Below are 19165 nucleotides of genomic sequence, written 5' to 3' on the forward strand. Positions count from 1 at the left end.
AGCCAAATGCCGGTCCTGTTGCTTAGGCCTTGTATTTCATCAGTGAAGAACGGAAGAAAAGAAAATCTAAATCCGATTCTAAGGGGGTATTATTTTCTCTTGACTTCCTCGGCCATATAGATGTTAGGGTCGTATACTTTTTAATTCTATCAGGCTGTCTTGTTTAACCATTATCAAACCTCTTTTAGGGCGGTCTAAATCGAGAATGATGAATACAACTAAAACTAGCAATAAGGAAAATATTACTGTTGGTATATAGGCTCGCTTTAGGCCCAGTCCGCTGGTATAGCCCATCATGGCTCCACCAATTATAAAAATAATAAATAGTAAGAAGAGAATTACTTCTGGAACATGCCTTTGTAAAAGGGCATTTCTCTCACCTCTGGCATCAATTAAGTCATTCAGGGATGTAATAAAGTATCCTGTAGTTACTGGTCTTGGGTCAATTTCTGCCGCTTTTATTGATTGATCCCATATTTGGTTTTGAATTTCATCGGTCTTATCATTTATCGATTTACGTTGAGTTTTCATCGTTAAATCCACAGAACTAATTTCTATTCTTAAATCGATATATTTTTGTAATAAGCTATATGTTGTTGATTCGTATGGTTTAGGTAATAGCTTTGTCCTTAATAATGCAGTCCCAATTGCGTTGGCTTCTTTAATTACTGCGTGACTCCTATTGTCAAATCGTTGCAGTGCCATGTTAAATGTAAATCCCAATAGAAGAGCTAAAAGACCAAGAATACCTGTTTGAATAGCTGAAGTCTGAGACTTAACTTCGTGATCAGTTTTATTTTGATAAAACTTTCCTATACGAAAAAATATTTCATACGCAATAAGTATGGCTATAAATAGTAAAGCTACAATTAATATACTGTTTTGGTTGTACATAATCTCCTCTTTCATTTTAATTTCCTCATTATTTTTATTGCACCCTCCTATGAAACAAGAATTTCAAATTCGCAAGTTTCGTCTTGAATGCGCAGGTGCGTTTAGCGCATGTGGGGGTGCTAACAATAATTAGATGGACCCGTATAAAATGCCGGGTTTCTCTCTTTTGTCCCTATAAGACACCTTCGGGAACTTTGCAAAAGATGACTTAAACCATTGAGATCCATACTATTTCCGTTTGTTGGTCCATTTAGCTCGGCATGTTATGCGGATCAGCATATAACACCTGTCAAAGTCCGTCCATAGGGCTCCGTACCCCTGATGGCCCACGTTTCAGGACATGTGTGTAAATCATGGTCGTCTTGACATCCTTGTGCCCCATTAGTTCCTGGACCGTTCGGATGTCGTAACCTCCTTCAAGCAAATGGGTGGCGTAGGAATGCCGGAAAGTGTGGCAGGTCGCCCGCTTTATCAGACCGGCCCTTGTTACCGCCATACGTACCGCCTTCTGGACAAGCGACTTATCGACGTGATGCCGTCCCTCTTCGCCGGTCTTGGCATTGTGTCATCGGTTTTCCTGGGGAAATACCCATTGCCACCGCCATTCCTTTGGGGCATTGGGATACTTGCGGTCTAGTGCTTTGGGTATCGGCACACCGCCCCACCCGTCAGCCAAGTCCTTTTCATGAACCTCTTTGACAACTCTGAGATGCCCCTGAAACGGGGCTTTGAGCGACTCGGGCAGCATGGTTATTCGATCCTTCGCGCCTTTGCCGTCCCTGACCAAAATTTCATTGCGGGAATAATCGATATCCTGCACGCGCAGTCGAAGGCACTCCATCAAACGCGGCCCAGCGCCATATATCAACGAGGCCATCAGCGACTTGTTACCGGAAAGATTCTCCAGTACGGCTTTGACTTCACCTGGGTAAACACGACGGGCAGGCAAGAAGGCTTGCGGGCACGGATGACTTGACCCAAATCGCCCACTTCCCGGCCAAGGACGTGACGATAAAGAAAAAGAATGGCGGAAAGCGCCTGATTCTGCGTCGAAGCGGCGACCTTTTCCTTGACTGCCAGATGGGTCAGGAAGGCGTTAATTTCCGGTTCGGCCATCTCGGCGGGATGGCGGACATTGTGAAAATGGATGTAGCGCTTAACCCATTGGCAATAAGTCTGCTCGGTTCGGTGACGGTAATGGCGTGATCTTAGGGCATCTCGAAGTTGATCTAATAGCTTCGGTTTGGCAACTGGAACCAATGAAAGCCCTGGCTTTTTAACAGGCATCTTTTGTGAAGCCATTCCGAGGATTGGATTATTCATAATACGAACCCCTTGAGTTTTCGTATATTAAGAATCCTTATGCCATACATTCCAAAAAATGAAAGAATAAAACCTTATCATGTCCTAACCCGTTTGAGAGCGGGCAGGTGAAATGGGGTGGGGTGGGGTGGGCGGGATTAGGTGGTATTTGACGGGATGTGGTGGGACTTTTCTTTTTTTTTATAGGAAGTTAAACGACAACGAAAGGGCGGTTTTTAAAACCGTTTGGTTCAATTTATGATTTGACGAAAAAAACCATTTTTTCAAATTTCCGCCAAATGCGATGATGATTTGAAAATCCTCACCTATTATCTTCAAGAACCGTTTAACCCCTGTTTAACACTGTAAAAAAACTAGTTTGCAAACCGTTCTAAGGGTTATTACAGTCCGACCTTCAGAAATAATAAGGTCGGAATTTGTCCGAGGTTTATATTTTTTGTCCGACCTTAAATATATCAGTCTGTAATTATAGAACATGCAATCGATGAAAAGTTTAATATTTTACCCGGTAAAGGTCGGACAGTTTTTTACCCTATCACGTATACAAACTGATGGTTGCTTCGATTTCCTTTAAAATACTGTCAATATCGTTCATTATTGATGGTCATATCCCACCAACCCCGGCATGTTAGACTTTATGTTATTTAACCGCAAGTTCACCTATGGAGTCTTTTAAGTAGGTTGCTGCGTTTTCTATCCTTTTTTTGGCGGTCATTAAGTCGATATCGTTTTTATTAAGGATGAAGCGTGACAAATGAACGGTGCCGATGTTGCTTATAACCTTTCTAAGTATGTGTTCTGTCTTTTCAAGCAGTGACAAAATCTGGTCACGAGACAAATCTTCTGCGTTATCCATAATCTGATACATTTCATCGTCTGTAATAGATGCGCTGTGCTCTATACCTTGCCCAGAAGCCAACCATTCTGCATTCTTTCCAAAAGCAAAGCAGATCGATCTAATGATTACAGGTGAGGGTTTGATGACCCCCCGTTCAATTTTTGATAGGTGACCTTGGTTTATCCCGAAATAATCAGCAAAAGCTTTTTGGGATGGGAAGGTGGATTTTCTTATGGCTTTAATCCTATCCCCCACTTTATCGTCGAACAAATATTCACTGTGCATTTTTTTTATTGACATAAGACCACTAAATATGCATGATGCATATTAAACATCTTGTAATATGCGCCAAACGATGAGGTTAAAATGAATAAATTTCAACGCATAGCCCTTGCCGAAAGAGATTTAAACATAAGAAAACTTAGCAAGATTCTTGGCCGAACCGAACCCCACGTTAGCAATGTCTTAGCGGGACGGTACAAAAGCTATGTTCTTCGTGAACGGATTGCGCTTGCTCTTGGAAAAACTGAGAGCCACTTGTGGCCAAAACAAGATCAATGATGGGTTTGTATTATAGATATTATATGCCGTCAATGTCTAAATGAGGCCGAAAAATGGGCGCGAAACCTATCCAATTACACCTTCCAATGTCCAAATCAAGGACGTCCCTTTTTAGGGCTGGATCAATGCGGACAAAGGAAGCTGTGACAGAGGCCATTAAAACGGCTGTCAAAAATTGCCCACTGGACCGTGAGGATATCGCAGCTGAGCTATCAAGACTTGTCGGTGAAGAATTTTCGGTTCATGCCCTTAACAATGCCCTGTCAGATGAAAAACAGAACCGCCGTTTTCCTCTTGAGTTCGTTAAAGCCTTAACCTTGATCACCGGGGATTTAAATATCATACGGGCCGCCCTTCAGCCTGAATATGACGCTATAGATATCAACGGTAAAGCCGCCTACGAATACGGGGTCATGCTTCTTGAGGACAAAGCCAGGTCAAAGAAAAAACGGCAGCTTGAACAAACAGCCGCGGAACATTTCACCCGAGGTAAGCTTTGATGGAATTGGGAAATAGGTGGGTTAAGCCCTCCGAACTTGTGGGGCTTCCTGGTTTACCAGGAACAAAGAGCGGTATTGATAAATTTATAAAACGTCAGGCATTACCAACCAGACCCCACAAAGGCCGAGGAGGAGGCCGTGAAGTCGATATCTGCTCTCTTCCGGAAGTCACCCAGGCACATTTCCTTTTGAAACACCATTCAAACCCCGTTGAAGGGCGTTTGGCCATATCTAAAAAGAAGGAACAATTAAAGAGTGAAGCGCTTTGGAAGTTATACGGGAGTAAGCCCAATAGGGTAAAGAAAATCGCCGAGAAAAGGCTTCATGCCGTTCTGGCTGTCCATACGCGGATATCCCAAGGGATGAATAAGGGCGAAGCCATAACATCGGTTTCCGAGGCTACCGGCAAAAGCCCAAAGACCCTTGACCGCTGGCTTGGCCGAGTAAAGGGGCTGCACCGGTCGGACTGGCTTCCGGCGTTACTTCCGGATCATCAGGGGTGCCAGGTGGAAGCGGATATACCGCCACAAGCATGGATGTATTTCAAGGCGGACTATCTCCGGGTTGAAAAACCATCGGCACAATCCGTTTACGATAGAACCTGCCGGGCATCGACATATAATGGATGGGGTGATCTTCCTTCAATTAAAACCTTCATGCGAAAGCTTAAACGCGAGATCAACCGGTCTGTTTTGGTTCTGGCGCGAGAGGGCGAGGAAGCCTTGAGCCGGTCCTACCCGGCACAAGAAAGAGATAGGAGCGTTTTCCATGCGCTTCAGGCCGTCAATGCCGATGGGCACAAGTTTGACGTTTTTGTTCGGTTTCCCGATGGCGAAATATGCCGCCCGGTCATGGTGTCTTTTCAAGATGTATATTCCGGAAAGACCTTGAGCTGGCGAGTGGCGAAAACGGAGAATACGGACACCATCCGGCTCGCATTCGGGGATGTCGTTGAAAAGTATGGGATACCAGAAGAAGCCTATTTAGATAACGGGCGCGGTTTCGCTTCGAAATGGTTGACCGGCGGGCTTCCGAATCGATACAGGTTTAAAATAAAGGCGGAAGATCCCATTGGGATTATGGTCCAACTCGCCATCGCCATTCATTGGTGCACGGTCTATCATGGCCAGGCAAAACCCATTGAGCGAGATTTCCGCGACAAGTGCGACAGAACCGCCAAACACCCACGGTTTGCCGGGGCCTACACCGGTAACAAGCCGGATGCGAAACCGGAAAACTACGGATCAAAAGCGATCCCACTGGAAGATTTTCTCAAAGTTCTGGATCAGGAGATCATCCACGATAACGCCAGGCAGGGTCGCCGGTCAAAAGTTTGCGCCGGTCGAAGCTTCGATAATGTCTTTAGCGAATCCTATACCAAGTCGGTTATCCGAAAAGGCACCGAAGAACAGCGCCGTTTATGGTTGCTTGCGGCTGAGGGCGTCATGGCATCCCGCCAGGACGGAAGCATAACGTTTTTGAACAACCGATATTATTGTGACGAATTGGCCCAATATGCCGGATCAAAAGTAGTTGCCCGATTCGATCCGGATAACCTTCATGGAAGCGTTTTCGTTGAAACCCTTGAAGGCCTTTTTATCGGAAAGGCTGATTGTGTTCAGGCTGCCGGATTCAATGACAGTCAGGCCGCAAGGGAACATAACCGTCAACGCAACCGTTTCAAACGGGCGGTAAAAGAACAACTCAAGGCTGAATGTTCCATGACAGCAATCGAAGCGGCAAACCTATTGCCGGACGTCGATCCACCGGAAGCGCCGATTTCAACAGTTATTCAACCTGAATTTAAGATGGCGGTGGGGTCCGATATATCGCCGGAACAAGCCCGTGAATATTTCAAAATTGGTTTCAAAGAATTTCACGAACAAGAAAAAAGTGAACTGGGATAAGGAGGTGATGACGTGAAAGCGATCCATTTCAATTACGCGCTACACCCTGAAAAATCGAAATTGCCGGCGTGCATGATCGGGGCAATAGGCGGCAACCGCAATTTCAGCGATATTCATGCAACCACGGATGGCGGAAAGGTAACGTGTAAGCGATGCCGCAAAGCGCTTAGCCTGGATGCCAGGGGAAAAGAGAAGCTTGGTAACTATTCTTATGGCCACCCAAAAGCTTTGGCTGATGAGAGTCTGTCCACTCTCATCAGCCAATTTTGTAACCAAGCTGGTTAAACACAGAAGGAGTCTACCCCATGACGGAAGTACTGTCAACAAAAGATAAAGTGAAGCGGCTCATGGATGAACAGAGCGTTTCACAAAACCAGATCGCCAGGGAATCTGGCATATCGGCATCGGCCATATCCGGATATTTAAAAGGATCGTATGCCGGGGACACATCGTCCGTCGAGGATAAGCTTGAAAAATGGCTTTTATCAAGCCAGAAGCGGGCGCAACAAAAACGATCATTTTTGCCCATTCCGGAATGGATTAGTCTTCCCACGTCTGAAAGGGTACTTGAAGTTTTGCAATATGCTCATCATGCCGGAGATATAGGCGTCATTTATGGCGCTTCGGGAGTTGGTAAAACCTATACGCTGAAGCATTATGAGGAAAAAAACCCGAATGTATGGGTTTGCGTTATGACCCCGGCCCACGCCGGGGTTTCTCCATGTCTTGAAGAAATCGCTTTCGCATTGGATATGAAAGGAGTCTCCGGAAGGTCCGCGAGGCTTCTTCGTGAGATCATAAGAAGAGTAAGAGACACCAACGGTCTTTTGGTAATTGATGAAGCGCAACACCTTCTCCCATCAGCTATTGAAGTAATCCGGTCAATTCATGATGCTACCGGGATAGGCGTTGTGTTGTGCGGAAACGAATCTGTTTATGCCAGGCTTACCGGTGGCGCAAGGACGGCAACCTTTGCTCAGCTTTTTTCGAGGATCGGAAAGCGGTTGAAAATAATCAAGCCGGTAAAGGGCGATATTTTTGGCATCGCCGGGGCGTTTGGCGTTGAAAATGGAAAAGCACAACAGGCCGTTTTGGAAATAGGAAGGAAGCCGGGCGGATTGCGAGGCGTTGTTAAAACGCTACGGCTTGCAGTGGTGATATCGGCAGGGGCAGGGAGAGAAATAGACGAAAGCATTATCAAGGCCGCATGGTGCGACCTTTCCGGTGATGCGGGGGATAATGCAGGGCGTCATAACGGTGGAGGTGTTTGAACATTGACAAGGCATTATCCAAAATGGCCCCTATGGGTGTTCAAAACCCGTTTAACTCCGCTCAAAACCGTTCAAAAGGTTTTGGGGTATCCCATTGCATGGGGTCTATCGAAAAAGTCTGTTTAAACGCCTCTCATCGATTTTTAACATTTTTCGAAAACTGAGGGGGAAACGATGAAGTCGGAAGAAGCAAAAAAAACAGATCCGAGAAGGCGCGAGTTGGCATTGATCCATATCGGAAAAAAGCAACTCGGTTTTGATGACAAGTTTTACCGAAAAATTATCAAGGATGTTGGCCAAGCTGAGAGCGGAAGCGCCAGGGATTTGGATGAGGCGGGCCGCAAAGCTGTTTTGATTCACTTAAAAAGGATGGGGGTCAGTTTCGTCCATAAATCCGCAAGGGCATCCGGTATGCATATAAAGCCTTCAGAAGACAGGGCTCCACAGCTTTCCAAAATCGGGGCTATCCTTGCCGATCTGAAATATCCATGGGCGTATGCGGATGGAATGGCACGGAACATGTTTGGCGTGAAAAAGGTGCGATGGTTGAAACCCGACCAGCTTCAAAAGCTGATTGTTGCCTTAATTTATCATCAAAAAAGAAGGAGATGTGCGTGATGTTGGAAAACACATTAACAAATGCTCCAAGTGACGATGTTGTCGTTGCTTCCGCGAAAATTGCCCAGGAGATTGAGGAGGCACTTGAAGAGCATGGGAAAAAGCTTGGCGTTATCGCCAATCTGCTTATTTATGCGGATAGCGATGTGTTTGGGATTAACGATTTTAATATTGATTTAGGTACGTTTATCTTGGATTTGAAAGAAGCCCAGGACAAGGTTATCGAAGAAGCAGTAGAAAAATATAAGGGAAGCCATGCGTATGTCGTTTACCGTGCGGAGTTTGTCCTGAAAAATCTTCAGGCGGGCGGCAAGATTGATTACTGGGGCGATGAGATTAGGGAGATGTCAGGTAAGCTGAAAAAACACATCGGTATTATGAGTAAAAGTAACTGTGCGAAAGAAATAGAGCTTCTCCAATCATTGAGCAAGTTATTAGAATGAGAACAAAACTTGAATAAGAATTAAACAGTAACTTGCTCCGGATAGGTCGGCCAACCGAAAAGGCATTACCCCAATGCCCTGCCGGAGCGAATTAATAATGGGGCCGCAAAATGGGGATTGCATTATAGCCGCAATCCCCATTTTTGTTATTTGATCCAAATTAATAGGCCATGAGTACAAGCGTCAATTGTCAAGATCTATTAATAGTAATCTTTATTTTTAAATTGGAGGCCGACCATGATTATAAGCCAGGAAGAAAGAAAGAAATTTCGTATCGAAAAAAACAACGACATAATTGATTTTGATGCTAAGAGTAACGAAATAGCGGCGATCGCTGCGGATATCCTGAAAAAAAAATACGCTGAGCTTGAAAAGCAATTACGAGATTTGCAAGATCAGCGCTTCGAACTTATGGAAATGTCTTTATCAAAAAATGAGTGGGCAGTAGAAATGAAAAGGGTGTTTATGGCTAATCGGGATGTTGCTATTGGCCGACTCTCTGAGCATTTTAAAAAATGTCACAGTAAAAACATTGCACCCTTTCCGGAGAGGTTTAATCTTTTCAAGGATTATGAATCTCATTATTTGCTTTATTTGATACTATCCGAAAAAGATTTAGATGAGAGTTTGAATCTGATTCCGGAAGGCGTTATCAGCGCAAAAGAACGGGACAAAAAGCTTGTAGAAATTGACTTAAAGATTGCAAAGCTGAAGAACACCATAAAGTCTGGTCTTGAAAAAGCAAGAAAGGAAGCCGTTAATTCTGGGGTTACTAACCCGGTTGTAGAAAACAATGATGATGAAAGTTGAAGCCGAAGAAGAATATAAAGGTTTTTAAGAATTTTTTCCGACTTTATCTTGCCGAGAATTGCCGGACCATAGGCGAGATATAACCTGCGCATATTCACTAAAAACTATGGTTCAGCAGGGATAGTGTAGCGGTCCCCGGTGCGGTACTCCTTGCGGCGTCGCCCCCCGCTACCTTTAAAAAGGGCCTTGACATGATAAACGAAGAAGCTAAAGCAGTGTTAGATTCATTATCGGAAACCGATCGCCTCATCTTAACAAAAGATACGCTTTATAAAGAATTTAGAGCCGATTTGATTGGAAAACTAAGAACAAATGGTGTTAAAATAGCTGTAATACAAGCTATTAGCGGCCTTCCAAGGTCCACCATATCGAGGATTGGTAAAAAAAAGCATTCCGCCGACAAAGAGTTTTTGGTTAGAATTTCTGACTCTTTGTCGCAAATAAATATGAAGCTTGATAAGCTTTTAAAGAAGCCCTAAGAAAAAAAACAGGTTATGAAAACCCCAAATATAAACACCGAAGAAAGATTGAGGGGAATGCTTAACAAAGCCGGGTTGCCCGTCCGGGCGAGTTATCGCCGGTCTGAGGTGTGTGCGGTGCTGGGGTGTAGCACCCGGCTTTTTTGGTCACTTCTGGATCGCTACGAAAAGGACCCGGAAACAGGTTCACCCCTGCGCCCGGACAGTCTTGGCAGCTATATGTTCGGACGTGAGAGGCGGGTTACGTTCGATGAGCTGGAGGATTATTTGAGAAGGAACGACACCTTTCACCGCAAATATGCACTTAACCCACGGTAAAGTGGGTCTTACAGGACGTTATAAGGAGGGTGAGTATGTGGATTGAGATCTTTAAGGGCGGACGCCAGACTGACGGCTTTGGCCGAGAGCATGACGGAGATCAATTGATAGATGCGGCTGTGGACTTATTTGATGAAAAAAACCTCCCCCCGCTGGTGCTGGGACATCCCCGCGACAACAAACCGGCATACGGGTGGGTCAACCGTGTCAAGTCCGTGATCAAGGGGGGCGTCAAGCTATTGTTGGCCGATGTTGCGCCGGTGGAAGCGCTCCGGGGGTGGGTCAACGGGAAATTGTACACCAATCGTAGCGCGGCGTTTCACCCTGACGGGCGCTTGCTTCATGTCGGGTTTTTGGGTGGTAGGGCACCGGCTGTGAAGGGGCTTGCTCCGCTGCCTGAGTTTGGTGAAGGTGGTGAAGCTATTGTTTCGTTCGATAAGGTCGAAGATATCGATCATAGCCCCCACGCGGTAAATTCGGCCAACCTGGAACACAGAATGTTTACCGCTGCCGATATCGCGGAAGCCAAATTTCAGGCGAGAATAAAGGTTCTGGGCGAGTTCGCCAAGGCTGAGGCGGTCCGTAAGAAGACCGCCAGGGAAGAAGGTGTCAAATCATTTTGCGAGGCCGGTGTTAAAGCGGGGAAACTCGCCCCTTCTTGGGTATCGGGCGGCCTTGCCATGTTTATGGAACAATTGCCAGCCGATGTGCCTATTCAATTCTGTGATGGCACTGATAAAAAGACCCCGGCTGTCTGGTTCCGCGAATTTATCGAGTGGATTCCAAAACTGGTGGACATTTCCAAAATTGGCTAAATTTTGCTAATATCCACGATTATGGGTGTTTATGGAAAATTAGGAATTACCCAAATCATGTGGCGGGATTACCCAAATCATGTGGTGGCCTACACCGTTTTTGGAATATGGGCACTCAAACTTACTTGCATAATTCTTGAATGTTGAAACAGTTAACAATTCAGATGGTATCATAGGCTTTTGTTGCACCTGAACAAGGCCAACATGCTTGCCACAGTCTTGCTATTACCATATCAGCAGAATTGTCCAGATTACAACTGATAGTCTTGATAGTCTTGATTTTTTAAGACAATCAGCAAGATACAATGGCATAGCCTCGCAAGAAATTAATGGGTTGGGAAGAACTGTTATAATTGGCGGGGCGGAACAATCTTCAGTTCCGCCCCAAGACGTTACAAATATTTAGCCAATTCCGGATGCCGGCAGAGCATCACCTCTCTCAACAATTTTTTCGGATCCAAATCAAGCAGAGAGCATAATTGTGGGATCATATCAAATGGCACCTGCGAAGCGCCGCTTTCAATCATTCCTATGAAATTGCCGTAGTTGTGCCCCATCATTTTCCCGATCTGCAATTGGGTCCAACCCTTTTTGACCCTCGCATCACGTATCATTCTGGATGCTTTAGATACAGTTTTTTTCATTGTGACCTCCCAATAAATTCTCATGAGTTAAAAATAAAAAAAGCCAACTGGTTTCCCGGTCGGCCACTTCCCTTCAATAAAATTTCCTACGTCGGGTTAATGCTGTAAGGACATAATCAACCCGTTTTATTTGTTGCGACGGTTATCTGTGCGAAGCAAGAATCTAATAGCATCTGTCAGCAAATTTGATCGAGCTGGAGGGCTTTCTCGATAGAGGTTCCCTCCTCAATTCGGTCCAACAAAAGTGAAAAAGTTCTGCTGTCTGCGAATCCAATATAGCGTCTCCCATCGTCAGCCAAAAATCGGATATTTATCATTATCAGGTCGGAATCAGGCAGCTTTTTTCCCAAAATACGCCAATAGTTCCGGGCTTCGAAATAATGATCGAAGAGAAACGCGGAATTGGCGTCCATCCCCAATAAAATTTCCGGATCTACCCTTTTAATCCAAAATGCGGGTAATCTTATCTGCGGCCGGCAAATCGTGCAGAACTCTTCACCGCAGATCAGCTCGCCACCGAAACGATCCAAAAGGTCCAGAACCCAGATGATGTCTGTTTGCTTCAGCGAGGACTCGATAGTTTCGGGAGGGTATGGGCCTGGCTCGAAATTGATTTCCACGTTCCATTCAGTCCTTTCCTCGCAACCGTATTCAATCTGATGGATTCGTCTGATGATCGCAACTGCTTTTGCCGGAATCTGGGCATACTGCTGTTGTCGTAAAGCTTCGATCCGAGCCCAATCGACAAGGCGCGGCTTACTCCGCTTCGGCTTTGGAAAATTGACAACATTTTTCATGGTTCTGCCTCCTTAATTATTTAAGTGCATAAGGGTTTAATTTCAATTTGATATAAATCTCAAATTTCTGTAATAAGTTCGGAAAAGGATGTTATTGAAAATCTGAGGACATTGTTGGAAAATGGCAGGGCAACTGCATCTGAATATTTAAAAAGCGCGAAGCTACGGATACAAAAGCGGATACAAAATGTCATGTACAAAGGGGGGTTTTTGTTTCTCTGTGAGGGGCTAACACGTTGAAATGCTTTGTTGGCTGGGTGGTGCCAAGGCCCTTTCACGCCGGCAACAGGGGTTCAAATCCCCTTGGGGACGCCACTCATACCGCAGCCAAGGGCAGTAACTGCCCTTGGCTGTTTGTCTTCTACCCATACCCCCCCCCGCTGGCCCTATTCGCCATGAAAGAAGACCGGTGGGAAGTCCCTATTTCGATTACCACTTTCGCGTAAGACCATACCGCCCGCCACCGAGCAGCCGCTTGATCTTTTGCTGCCAGGGAATCTTGACCTTTACTTTCAGGTACAAGTCACCGGACGTGCCGCCGTCCTTTCCCTCCGCGCCCATTCCCGACAGCCTGATTTTTTGACCATCGCGTGTGCCGGGCGGAATCTTTACCACAAGCTTTTTGGCCAGTTTCCGGTGAAAATAGGCATAGGGGCCCCCCTGGCCGGCCAACTCGCCGGAGATGTGAATGGTATCGGAGAGATCCGCCCCGTTTTGCGGCAGCCCCACACCGAACAACTGCTTTATGACCATGCGGGGCAATTTCCCGAAAACGTTTCCGATCAACGGGCTTTTCGAGGCATTTGACGACGCATTGCCTGGCCTGCCCGTAAACATGAATCCGCTGAAACGAACCCCCGGTCTGTTGACGGTAAACTTTCGGTATGCGGGCCCGTAAAAATCCCTGAAAATTTCATCTACGCCGCGAAGCCCGAAGGCTTTTGCCACCTCCTCGAAAATCTGCTGCACATCCGAGCCCTGGAATATATCCTGCTGGCTGTAACTTTTCCGAAACCGTCCGGTGGCGGACCCGCCGAACTGATGACGCAGCACATCGTATTCATTGCGTTTTTGTTCGTTTGAGAGCACCGCATAAGCCTCGTTGATCGTTTTCATCTTTTCGGCATTCTCGGGGTTCTTCTCGTTGCGGTCCGGGTGAAATTCAAATGCCAGTTTTCGATAGGCATCCTTTATTTCTTTGGCGGTTGCCGTGGGGGAAACCCCCAGCACGCCGTAATAATCAAAGGTTTCCATTCTTATCCTCTTAGCGCGTCAAAAAGCGCGCGGTTTTTCTCAAGCATGCGGCCATCCATCAAATCCGACATGGCGCTATGGTAATGGGGGGTTGATATTTTGGGAATCAATCTCAGCTTATCGATATGGGCGAGAAGAACGATATTTTGCATGCGGGCATCGGTTAAATCCTCCTGGAAAACCGTTATGACCCGAATATTGCGTTGCGCGCACGCTTTTTGAATTGTCTCTTCACCAACTTCTTCAGCCCGGTTCAGGCGAACCGCAAGGGGTTGCCAGACCGTATTATAATACAACAGGGTACCTTTGTCCCGAAGGGCCGAATTCATTCCGCGCAAAGCTTCATGCCGCTCCAGCGCCACGACCAGGTCTGCGGCGCCTCGCATGATCAAGGGGCTGTTTGCTTCGGCACCGATTCGCACCTGGGACTTGACGATACCGCCCCGCTGGGCCAGGCCATGGGTGTCCACGCCCTTTACCGGATGGCCCGCGTGATCCGCAGCCCTCAAAATCACTTCACTGAGCAGCCCGATGCCCTGGCCGCCCACACCGATCAGATATATGTTGAATGGATCCATATTTTTTCTCCCTCATCGCCGTCAAAACTCAGCCCTGACTTACCACCTTTGGCGTCTTTATCGCACCGGTCGGGCAGGTCTTCAAACAGGAGCCGTCACCGATACACAGATCCTTGTTGACCTGAACCTTTCCGTCTGAAAGGCGTGTAAAAGTGGGGCAGCCAAATTGTGCCACGCAGGCGTAAATTTGCTCACATTTGTTCTGATCAATCGCCACCTGGCGAAGCCGATAATCCGGTTTGCGCCGCTGCTCCCGGGTAAATTTCAACATGCAGGGATGCCGCGCGATGACCACGCTGAACCCACCGTCCCCGATCGCTGTTTTCACCAGCTCCACCAATTGTGCTTGTTGATAGGTGTCGGTTTCATAGATTTTCTTTACGCCTAACCCCGTCAGCACCTGGCGCACGGGTATCCGGTCCGTCGCATCATTGAAATTCCGGCCGCACGCCGCATGATCCTGGTGGCCGGTCATTGCGGTGGTGCCGTTTTCCATCAGAATCAGGGTCAGATCGTGTTTATTGAATAACGCATTGATAACCCCGGGAATCCCCGCATGAAAAAAGGTCGAGTCTCCCAGGAATGCGACCACCTTTCGAGATGTGTTGAACAGGCTCAGGCCGGCGCCGATACTGGTGGAGGCCCCCATGCACATGAGCGCTGTGCCCATTTCATGAGGTGGCAGAAAACCGAGCGTGTGGCACCCGATATCGGCCACCGTGATATCCTCCTCTTTAAGCGCTTGGCGAATGGCATGAAAGGCGCTTCGATGCCCGCATCCGGGACACATCTGGGGCGGCCGCCAGGGGGCGGGAACCGTTTCGACCGGCAGGGGAGGCCTTTCGGGCAGTAAATCCGGCCAGGTATTTCGCATCAGCCCATCGACTTTGTCCGGCGTATATTCCCCGATCCATTCTTCCAGGTCCAATTTGGTGATAATCTTGACATCGATTTTTTCATCATAAGCGATGCCCTTGATTTCCTTACCCACAAGATTATCGAGTTCCTCAAGGACCTTAACCTCACGGTGAGACTTCAAAAATTCAACGATAGCCGCCCTGGGCAAGGGATGCACCAGACCGAGTTTCAGAATATCCGGTTTTGATTCGGCCCCGGTCAACACATCCATGAGGGATAAAAACGCAAGCCCCATGGTGATGACGCCCCGATGCGAATTCCCGTGCTGAATCAACCGGTCCACCCCCAGGGTGTCCGCTGTGGCTTGAATGGAATTCAACCGCTCCAGCGCCCGCCGTTTCATGGGATGCACCAACTCGGCGGCAATCGGTATATAGGGGCCGTTTTTGGCATCAAACCTTGGTGTGTCATCAACCAGCGAGGGTGCCCATGCGTCAAACACGACTTTTTCCTTTTGATGGCACACATGCGTCGTTAACCTTAAAATGACCGGCATGGCTTTTTCCCGGGAAAGCGCCGCCGCCGTTTTATAAAACCGGTAGACTTCGGCGGGCGTTGCCGGCTCTAACACGGGGGTGTAACTCAAATGAGCAAGGTGCCGATTATCCTGCTCATTTTGAGAGGAATTGGCGCCCGGATCATCCCCCAGCACCACCACCATGCCGCCGATAATATTCATATGGGAGAGCTGCACAAAGGTATCGGCTGCGACATTGAGCCCGACACTCTTAAAAAATACCGTGGACAGATGCCCGTTGATCGCTGCCCCGTAGGCCACTTCCGTCGCCACTTTTTCATTGACGGAAAATTCAAAATAAAACGGCCGGCTATCCTTGGGAATGCCCGCTATTGCCGTTGCAATCTCGGGCGTCGGGGAGCCCGGATAAGAGGTTACGACCCGCGTTCCGGCCTCAATCATGGCACGAACCAGGGCCGTGTTGCCCATCACGATTTCCGAAAACGGCTCCTTTCCAAGCAGCATATCTCCCATCAGTTTCATCGGTGGTGTCCTCCATTAAAGCGCGTATGACCGGCAGGCATTCAGGGGCAATCAAGTGATCCGTTAGGGGGTTTGAACTTCTATTTCCACCCGTCGATTGGCGTTTCTGCCGGCCGGGGTTTCATTGGTATCCATCGGGTCCCGGGATCCAAGGCCGAGCGTCGTCATACGCAGCGCATCGACCCCATGGCCCGCCAGATAATTCTTTACGATATTAGCACGAAAGTTCGACAAGCTTAGATTATACCCGTAGCTGCCGTATGCATCGGTATATCCTTTTATGATAATGTTCGCGGTCGGCATCGCTTTTAAATAGGCGGCCAACCGGTTCAGTGTTTCATAGGCTTCCTGCGACAAATCATTGGCATTGAATTTAAACCTTACCACTAAAGGCGATTCGATCTCGGGTACAGCAACCGGCACCTCTTGGGACGGCTGCGGGGAATCCAACCGTTGTGCCGGCAATTGGGCTGGCACCGCCGCGCTTGCCGCATCGTGCGCCGGAGTTGGTGAAACCGGTGCGACCGAACCCACGGTGGGTGAAACAGTTGTCGCTGCCGTCTGATCCGACGGAACCGGAACCGGAACCGGGGCAACAGGCGCAGTCACCGGGGGCGCTTTTTCCGCGGGCAAAGGGGAAATAGCGATTCCTTCGGAAGCCGGTGTCGTCGCGACAGGCGGTATATGGACGGAATCAAGTTGTTTCAATTCGCCGGTCATAACATATGCCAACCGGTCGATCCCCCGATGCAGCGCGGCCCAAATATCCTTTTGCTCATACGCATAAAAGAATACGACCACCAAAATAAACAGCAGAAAAAATGAAACGATGAATGCCGGAGAACGGTGTCTTTGTGGTGCAGGTGCGGGTGCGGGCAACGGCGCAGGGATCGCTGCCGCCACTGGCATTGCCGGCTTGGGATTGTCCGCTTTGCGTTTGGGCAGCCGCAACTCCTTGCCGCATTCCGTGATGATTCCGGCATCCAGGGTCGTTATCCCTTTAACATATCCGGTTAACAGGGCATGATCGCAAAGAATATTGATCAGCCTGGGATACCCATTGGAAAAGGAGAATATTTCACTGGCTGCCTGCGCGGTAAAGATCTTCTTTTCCGTACCGGCGATTTTTAATCTGAACCGAATGAATTGATACGTTTCTTCTTCGCTGAGTGGATCGATATGATAATTGAGGGTCATTCTCTGGCGAAGAGCCCGATTTTCGTTCCGGGACAAAATATCGTTAAATTCATCCTGGCCCACGAAGAAAATATTGATCAGCTTGGACTGTTGTAGCTCGATATTGGACAGCAGCCGTATCTCCTCCAACAATGTCGTCCCCAGGCGCTGGGCCTCATCCACAATGAGCAACACCTGTTTGCGGCTCGTATAGGCTTTTTCAAGAAAGGTGCGAAACCGGACCAGAAAGGCGCCCTTGCTGGCAAATTGCTCCTCCATGCGAAAGGCACTGGCGATATAATTAAAAAAATCCATCTCTGCCAGTCCGGGATCCGGTATATGGGCCACCAGAATATCCGGCCCGAGGCTGTTGACCAGGGCGTTAATCAGGGTGGTCTTGCCGGTTCCCACATCCCCGGTGAGCAACAAAAAGCCCCGGTTATCCAGGATGCCGTATTTTAATATGGCCAGGGCCTCCTGATGCTGCTCCCCGAGCCAGAGAAACTTTGGATCGGAAGAGATTTGAAACGGCTTATGCTGTAATCCGTAAAAGGAGCGATACATGGTCGGTTTTTCCGTTAGTCGTTATCAGAGATAGGTTAAAAAAGGCCGCTGTCGATCACCTATACGATAGGAAACACCCTGTAACTTCTTGCCTATCGCCTTTCGCCCATAATGCTCTCTAAGGCAGCCTCCACGGTCCTGCGAATCTCCGCCAGACGGGCTTCGTTCCGGGCCTCAAATCTAAGCACTAGGGCCGGCTGCGTGTTTGACGCCCGAACAAGGCCCCAGCCATCGTTCATCAACACGCGCGCGCCGTCGATGTCAATGACATCATAGTCTTTCCTGAAGCGCGCTGTTACATCCCTGACCACGTCAAATTTTTGGTCATCCGGGCAATCCACCCGAATCTCCGGGGTGTTGAACGTCTTCGGCACATTCGAAAGAAGCGCGGTAAGGCTCTGTTTGGTGTCGGCCAGAATTTCAAGCAATCGGCAGGCCGCATAGACGGCATCGTCATATCCGAAATAACGATCCTTAAAAAAGATATGACCGCTCATTTCTCCGGCAAGTTCGGCCCCGGTTTCCTTCATTTTCTCTTTAATCATGGAATGGCCGGTTTTATACATGACGGCATTGCCCCCATGATCCTTAATATCATTATACATGGTCTGAGAGCATTTGACCTCTGAAATAATGGTCGCCCCCGGTTTTCGGGAAAGAATTTCCCTGGCAAAAAGAATCAACAATTGATCCCCGTAAACCAGGCTGCCGTCCTTGTCCACCACGCCGATGCGATCCCCGTCCCCGTCAAAGGCAATACCCGCATCCAGTTGCTTCTCTTTCACCAGCGCAATCAGATCTTTCATATTGCCCGCAACGGTCGGGTCCGCTTCATGATGGGGAAAGGTGCCGTCCATATCGCAATAGATGTCATGGACCGTACAGCCCAGCTTTTTAAAAATCGGCACCGCCACGGCGCCTGCCGTACCATTGCCCGCATCCACGCCGATGCGAAGCGGAGCGGAGAGGCGTATGTTCCCGGTGATATACTCTATGTAATCATTTAAAATATCATAGGGTTCAACACGCCCTGCGCCCGTTTCGAACCGGCCGGCATCGATAATCTTTCGTATTTCCTGAAGCATCTCCCCATAGACCGAGTCCTCTCCCCGGCAGATCTTAAACCCGTTATACTCCGGCGGGTTGTGACTGGCCGTCACCATCACGCTTCCCTCCGTTTTCAGATGCCGAATTGAAAAATAGGACATGGGCGTCGTGCAGATGCCGATATCGACGATATGGCATCCGGTGGAAATCAGGCCTTCGATCAGCAGGTTCCGATAAGCATCAGAGGAAACGCGGCAATCGCGTCCCACGGTTAACCGCGTGTGGCCCAAGCGTTTCAAATACGTGCCGACGCCTTGGCCAATCGCGACAACACCGGCGTCATCCATATCCTTTCCGACAATGCCCCGGATATCATACTGCCTGAAAATCTCTGAAGTTAACAATCCGAA

Annotated in this window: 20 protein-coding genes and 1 pseudogene; 11 read left to right on the plus strand and 10 right to left on the minus strand. The window is 48.1% G+C overall.

What is annotated here, in order from left to right; genetic code table 11:
* Positions 1-123 precede the first annotated feature (123 nt).
* The 3 genes and pseudogenes from RBT11_18615 to RBT11_18625 all read right to left on the minus strand — a co-directional run bounded on the left by RBT11_18615 (position 124) and on the right by RBT11_18625 (position 3355).
* On the minus strand, positions 124-909 hold the full coding sequence (locus RBT11_18615; protein ID MDX9788798.1) for a hypothetical protein: 786 nt from the start codon (positions 907-909) through the stop codon (positions 124-126).
* Between the two features lie 274 nt (positions 910-1183).
* A pseudogene (locus tag RBT11_18620) lies at positions 1184-2181 on the minus strand (integron integrase).
* A 676-nt stretch (positions 2182-2857) separates the two neighbouring features.
* Positions 2858-3355: a helix-turn-helix transcriptional regulator gene (locus tag RBT11_18625; GenBank protein MDX9788799.1), complete on the minus strand. Its 498-nt coding sequence runs from the start codon at positions 3353-3355 to the stop codon at positions 2858-2860.
* 66 nt (positions 3356-3421) lie between these two features.
* Between RBT11_18625 and RBT11_18630 the strand changes: the two genes are divergently transcribed.
* From RBT11_18630 to RBT11_18680, 11 genes are all read left to right on the plus strand, one after another.
* Positions 3422-3616 (plus strand): hypothetical protein, encoded by a 195-nt coding sequence (locus RBT11_18630; protein ID MDX9788800.1) that lies wholly within the window; start codon positions 3422-3424, stop codon positions 3614-3616.
* A gap of 125 nt (positions 3617-3741) precedes the next feature.
* Complete coding sequence (locus RBT11_18635; protein MDX9788801.1) at positions 3742-4116, plus strand: hypothetical protein; 375 nt, start codon at positions 3742-3744, stop codon at positions 4114-4116.
* A 362-nt stretch (positions 4117-4478) separates the two neighbouring features.
* Complete coding sequence (locus tag RBT11_18640; GenBank protein MDX9788802.1) at positions 4479-6023, plus strand: transposase domain-containing protein; 1545 nt, start codon at positions 4479-4481, stop codon at positions 6021-6023.
* 12 nt (positions 6024-6035) lie between these two features.
* The gene (locus RBT11_18645; GenBank protein MDX9788803.1) at positions 6036-6308 is read left to right on the plus strand and encodes a hypothetical protein; all 273 of its coding nucleotides are present in this window, start codon (positions 6036-6038) and stop codon (positions 6306-6308) included.
* A 20-nt stretch (positions 6309-6328) separates the two neighbouring features.
* Positions 6329-7294, plus strand: coding sequence for an AAA family ATPase (locus RBT11_18650; protein ID MDX9788804.1), 966 nt, complete (start codon positions 6329-6331; stop codon positions 7292-7294).
* Between the two features lie 174 nt (positions 7295-7468).
* Entirely contained in the window at positions 7469-7912 is a 444-nt protein-coding gene (locus RBT11_18655; protein ID MDX9788805.1) for a regulatory protein GemA, read from the plus strand.
* The gene (locus tag RBT11_18660) at positions 7912-8355 is read left to right on the plus strand and encodes a hypothetical protein (protein ID MDX9788806.1); all 444 of its coding nucleotides are present in this window, start codon (positions 7912-7914) and stop codon (positions 8353-8355) included. The genes RBT11_18655 and RBT11_18660 overlap by 1 nt, the downstream gene beginning before the upstream one ends.
* Before the next feature lie 237 nt (positions 8356-8592).
* Positions 8593-9165, plus strand: a complete 573-nt coding sequence (locus tag RBT11_18665; GenBank protein ID MDX9788807.1) for a hypothetical protein — start codon at positions 8593-8595, stop codon at positions 9163-9165.
* A 191-nt stretch (positions 9166-9356) separates the two neighbouring features.
* The gene (locus RBT11_18670) at positions 9357-9644 is read left to right on the plus strand and encodes a hypothetical protein (GenBank protein MDX9788808.1); all 288 of its coding nucleotides are present in this window, start codon (positions 9357-9359) and stop codon (positions 9642-9644) included.
* A gap of 57 nt (positions 9645-9701) precedes the next feature.
* Positions 9702-9962: a DNA-binding protein gene (locus RBT11_18675; GenBank protein MDX9788809.1), complete on the plus strand. Its 261-nt coding sequence runs from the start codon at positions 9702-9704 to the stop codon at positions 9960-9962.
* A 35-nt stretch (positions 9963-9997) separates the two neighbouring features.
* Positions 9998-10777 (plus strand): hypothetical protein, encoded by a 780-nt coding sequence (locus RBT11_18680; protein ID MDX9788810.1) that lies wholly within the window; start codon positions 9998-10000, stop codon positions 10775-10777.
* A gap of 392 nt (positions 10778-11169) precedes the next feature.
* Here the strand turns inward: RBT11_18680 and RBT11_18685 are convergent, their stop codons facing one another.
* The 7 genes from RBT11_18685 to RBT11_18715 form a co-directional block, all read right to left on the minus strand.
* Positions 11170-11421, minus strand: coding sequence for a helix-turn-helix transcriptional regulator (locus RBT11_18685; GenBank protein ID MDX9788811.1), 252 nt, complete (start codon positions 11419-11421; stop codon positions 11170-11172).
* 176 nt (positions 11422-11597) lie between these two features.
* Positions 11598-12218, minus strand: coding sequence for a hypothetical protein (locus RBT11_18690; GenBank protein MDX9788812.1), 621 nt, complete (start codon positions 12216-12218; stop codon positions 11598-11600).
* Positions 12219-12647: 429 nt separating this feature from the next.
* Positions 12648-13472 (minus strand): DnaJ domain-containing protein, encoded by an 825-nt coding sequence (locus tag RBT11_18695; protein ID MDX9788813.1) that lies wholly within the window; start codon positions 13470-13472, stop codon positions 12648-12650.
* A gap of 2 nt (positions 13473-13474) precedes the next feature.
* The gene (locus RBT11_18700) at positions 13475-14050 is read right to left on the minus strand and encodes a 2-oxoacid:acceptor oxidoreductase family protein (protein ID MDX9788814.1); all 576 of its coding nucleotides are present in this window, start codon (positions 14048-14050) and stop codon (positions 13475-13477) included.
* 28 nt (positions 14051-14078) lie between these two features.
* Positions 14079-15968, minus strand: coding sequence for a thiamine pyrophosphate-dependent enzyme (locus RBT11_18705; protein MDX9788815.1), 1890 nt, complete (start codon positions 15966-15968; stop codon positions 14079-14081).
* 63 nt (positions 15969-16031) lie between these two features.
* Entirely contained in the window at positions 16032-17708 is a 1677-nt protein-coding gene (locus tag RBT11_18710; protein ID MDX9788816.1) for an OmpA family protein, read from the minus strand.
* 92 nt (positions 17709-17800) lie between these two features.
* A complete protein-coding gene (locus RBT11_18715; protein ID MDX9788817.1) occupies positions 17801-19159 on the minus strand; it encodes a phosphomannomutase/phosphoglucomutase in 1359 nt (452 codons plus the stop codon).
* Positions 19160-19165: the final 6 nt, after the last annotated feature.

The organism is Desulfobacterales bacterium, from assembly GCA_034003325.1.
In the GTDB taxonomy this organism is placed as follows: domain Bacteria; phylum Desulfobacterota; class Desulfobacteria; order Desulfobacterales; family JAFDDL01; genus JAVEYW01.

Excerpts from the sequence above, each read along its gene's own strand:
- RBT11_18670 (MDX9788808.1), top strand. The coding sequence starts at position 9,357 with ATGATAAACGAAGAAGCTAAAGCAGTGTTAGATTCATTATCGGAAACC.
- RBT11_18630 (MDX9788800.1), top strand. The coding sequence starts at position 3,422 with ATGAATAAATTTCAACGCATAGCCCTTGCCGAAAGAGATTTAAACATA.
- RBT11_18640 (MDX9788802.1), top strand. The coding sequence starts at position 4,479 with ATGAATAAGGGCGAAGCCATAACATCGGTTTCCGAGGCTACCGGCAAA.
- RBT11_18625 (MDX9788799.1), bottom strand. The coding sequence starts at position 3,355 with ATGTCAATAAAAAAAATGCACAGTGAATATTTGTTCGACGATAAAGTG.
- RBT11_18710 (MDX9788816.1), bottom strand. The coding sequence starts at position 17,708 with ATGTATCGCTCCTTTTACGGATTACAGCATAAGCCGTTTCAAATCTCT.
- RBT11_18690 (MDX9788812.1), bottom strand. The coding sequence starts at position 12,218 with ATGAAAAATGTTGTCAATTTTCCAAAGCCGAAGCGGAGTAAGCCGCGC.
- RBT11_18660 (MDX9788806.1), top strand. The coding sequence starts at position 7,912 with ATGTTGGAAAACACATTAACAAATGCTCCAAGTGACGATGTTGTCGTT.
- RBT11_18685 (MDX9788811.1), bottom strand. The coding sequence starts at position 11,421 with ATGAAAAAAACTGTATCTAAAGCATCCAGAATGATACGTGATGCGAGG.
- RBT11_18700 (MDX9788814.1), bottom strand. The coding sequence starts at position 14,050 with ATGGATCCATTCAACATATATCTGATCGGTGTGGGCGGCCAGGGCATC.
- RBT11_18635 (MDX9788801.1), top strand. The coding sequence starts at position 3,742 with ATGCGGACAAAGGAAGCTGTGACAGAGGCCATTAAAACGGCTGTCAAA.
- RBT11_18615 (MDX9788798.1), bottom strand. The coding sequence starts at position 909 with ATGAAAGAGGAGATTATGTACAACCAAAACAGTATATTAATTGTAGCT.
- RBT11_18650 (MDX9788804.1), top strand. The coding sequence starts at position 6,329 with ATGACGGAAGTACTGTCAACAAAAGATAAAGTGAAGCGGCTCATGGAT.
- RBT11_18675 (MDX9788809.1), top strand. The coding sequence starts at position 9,702 with ATGCTTAACAAAGCCGGGTTGCCCGTCCGGGCGAGTTATCGCCGGTCT.
- RBT11_18665 (MDX9788807.1), top strand. The coding sequence starts at position 8,593 with ATGATTATAAGCCAGGAAGAAAGAAAGAAATTTCGTATCGAAAAAAAC.
- RBT11_18680 (MDX9788810.1), top strand. The coding sequence starts at position 9,998 with ATGTGGATTGAGATCTTTAAGGGCGGACGCCAGACTGACGGCTTTGGC.
- RBT11_18655 (MDX9788805.1), top strand. The coding sequence starts at position 7,469 with ATGAAGTCGGAAGAAGCAAAAAAAACAGATCCGAGAAGGCGCGAGTTG.
- RBT11_18695 (MDX9788813.1), bottom strand. The coding sequence starts at position 13,472 with ATGGAAACCTTTGATTATTACGGCGTGCTGGGGGTTTCCCCCACGGCA.
- RBT11_18705 (MDX9788815.1), bottom strand. The coding sequence starts at position 15,968 with ATGAAACTGATGGGAGATATGCTGCTTGGAAAGGAGCCGTTTTCGGAA.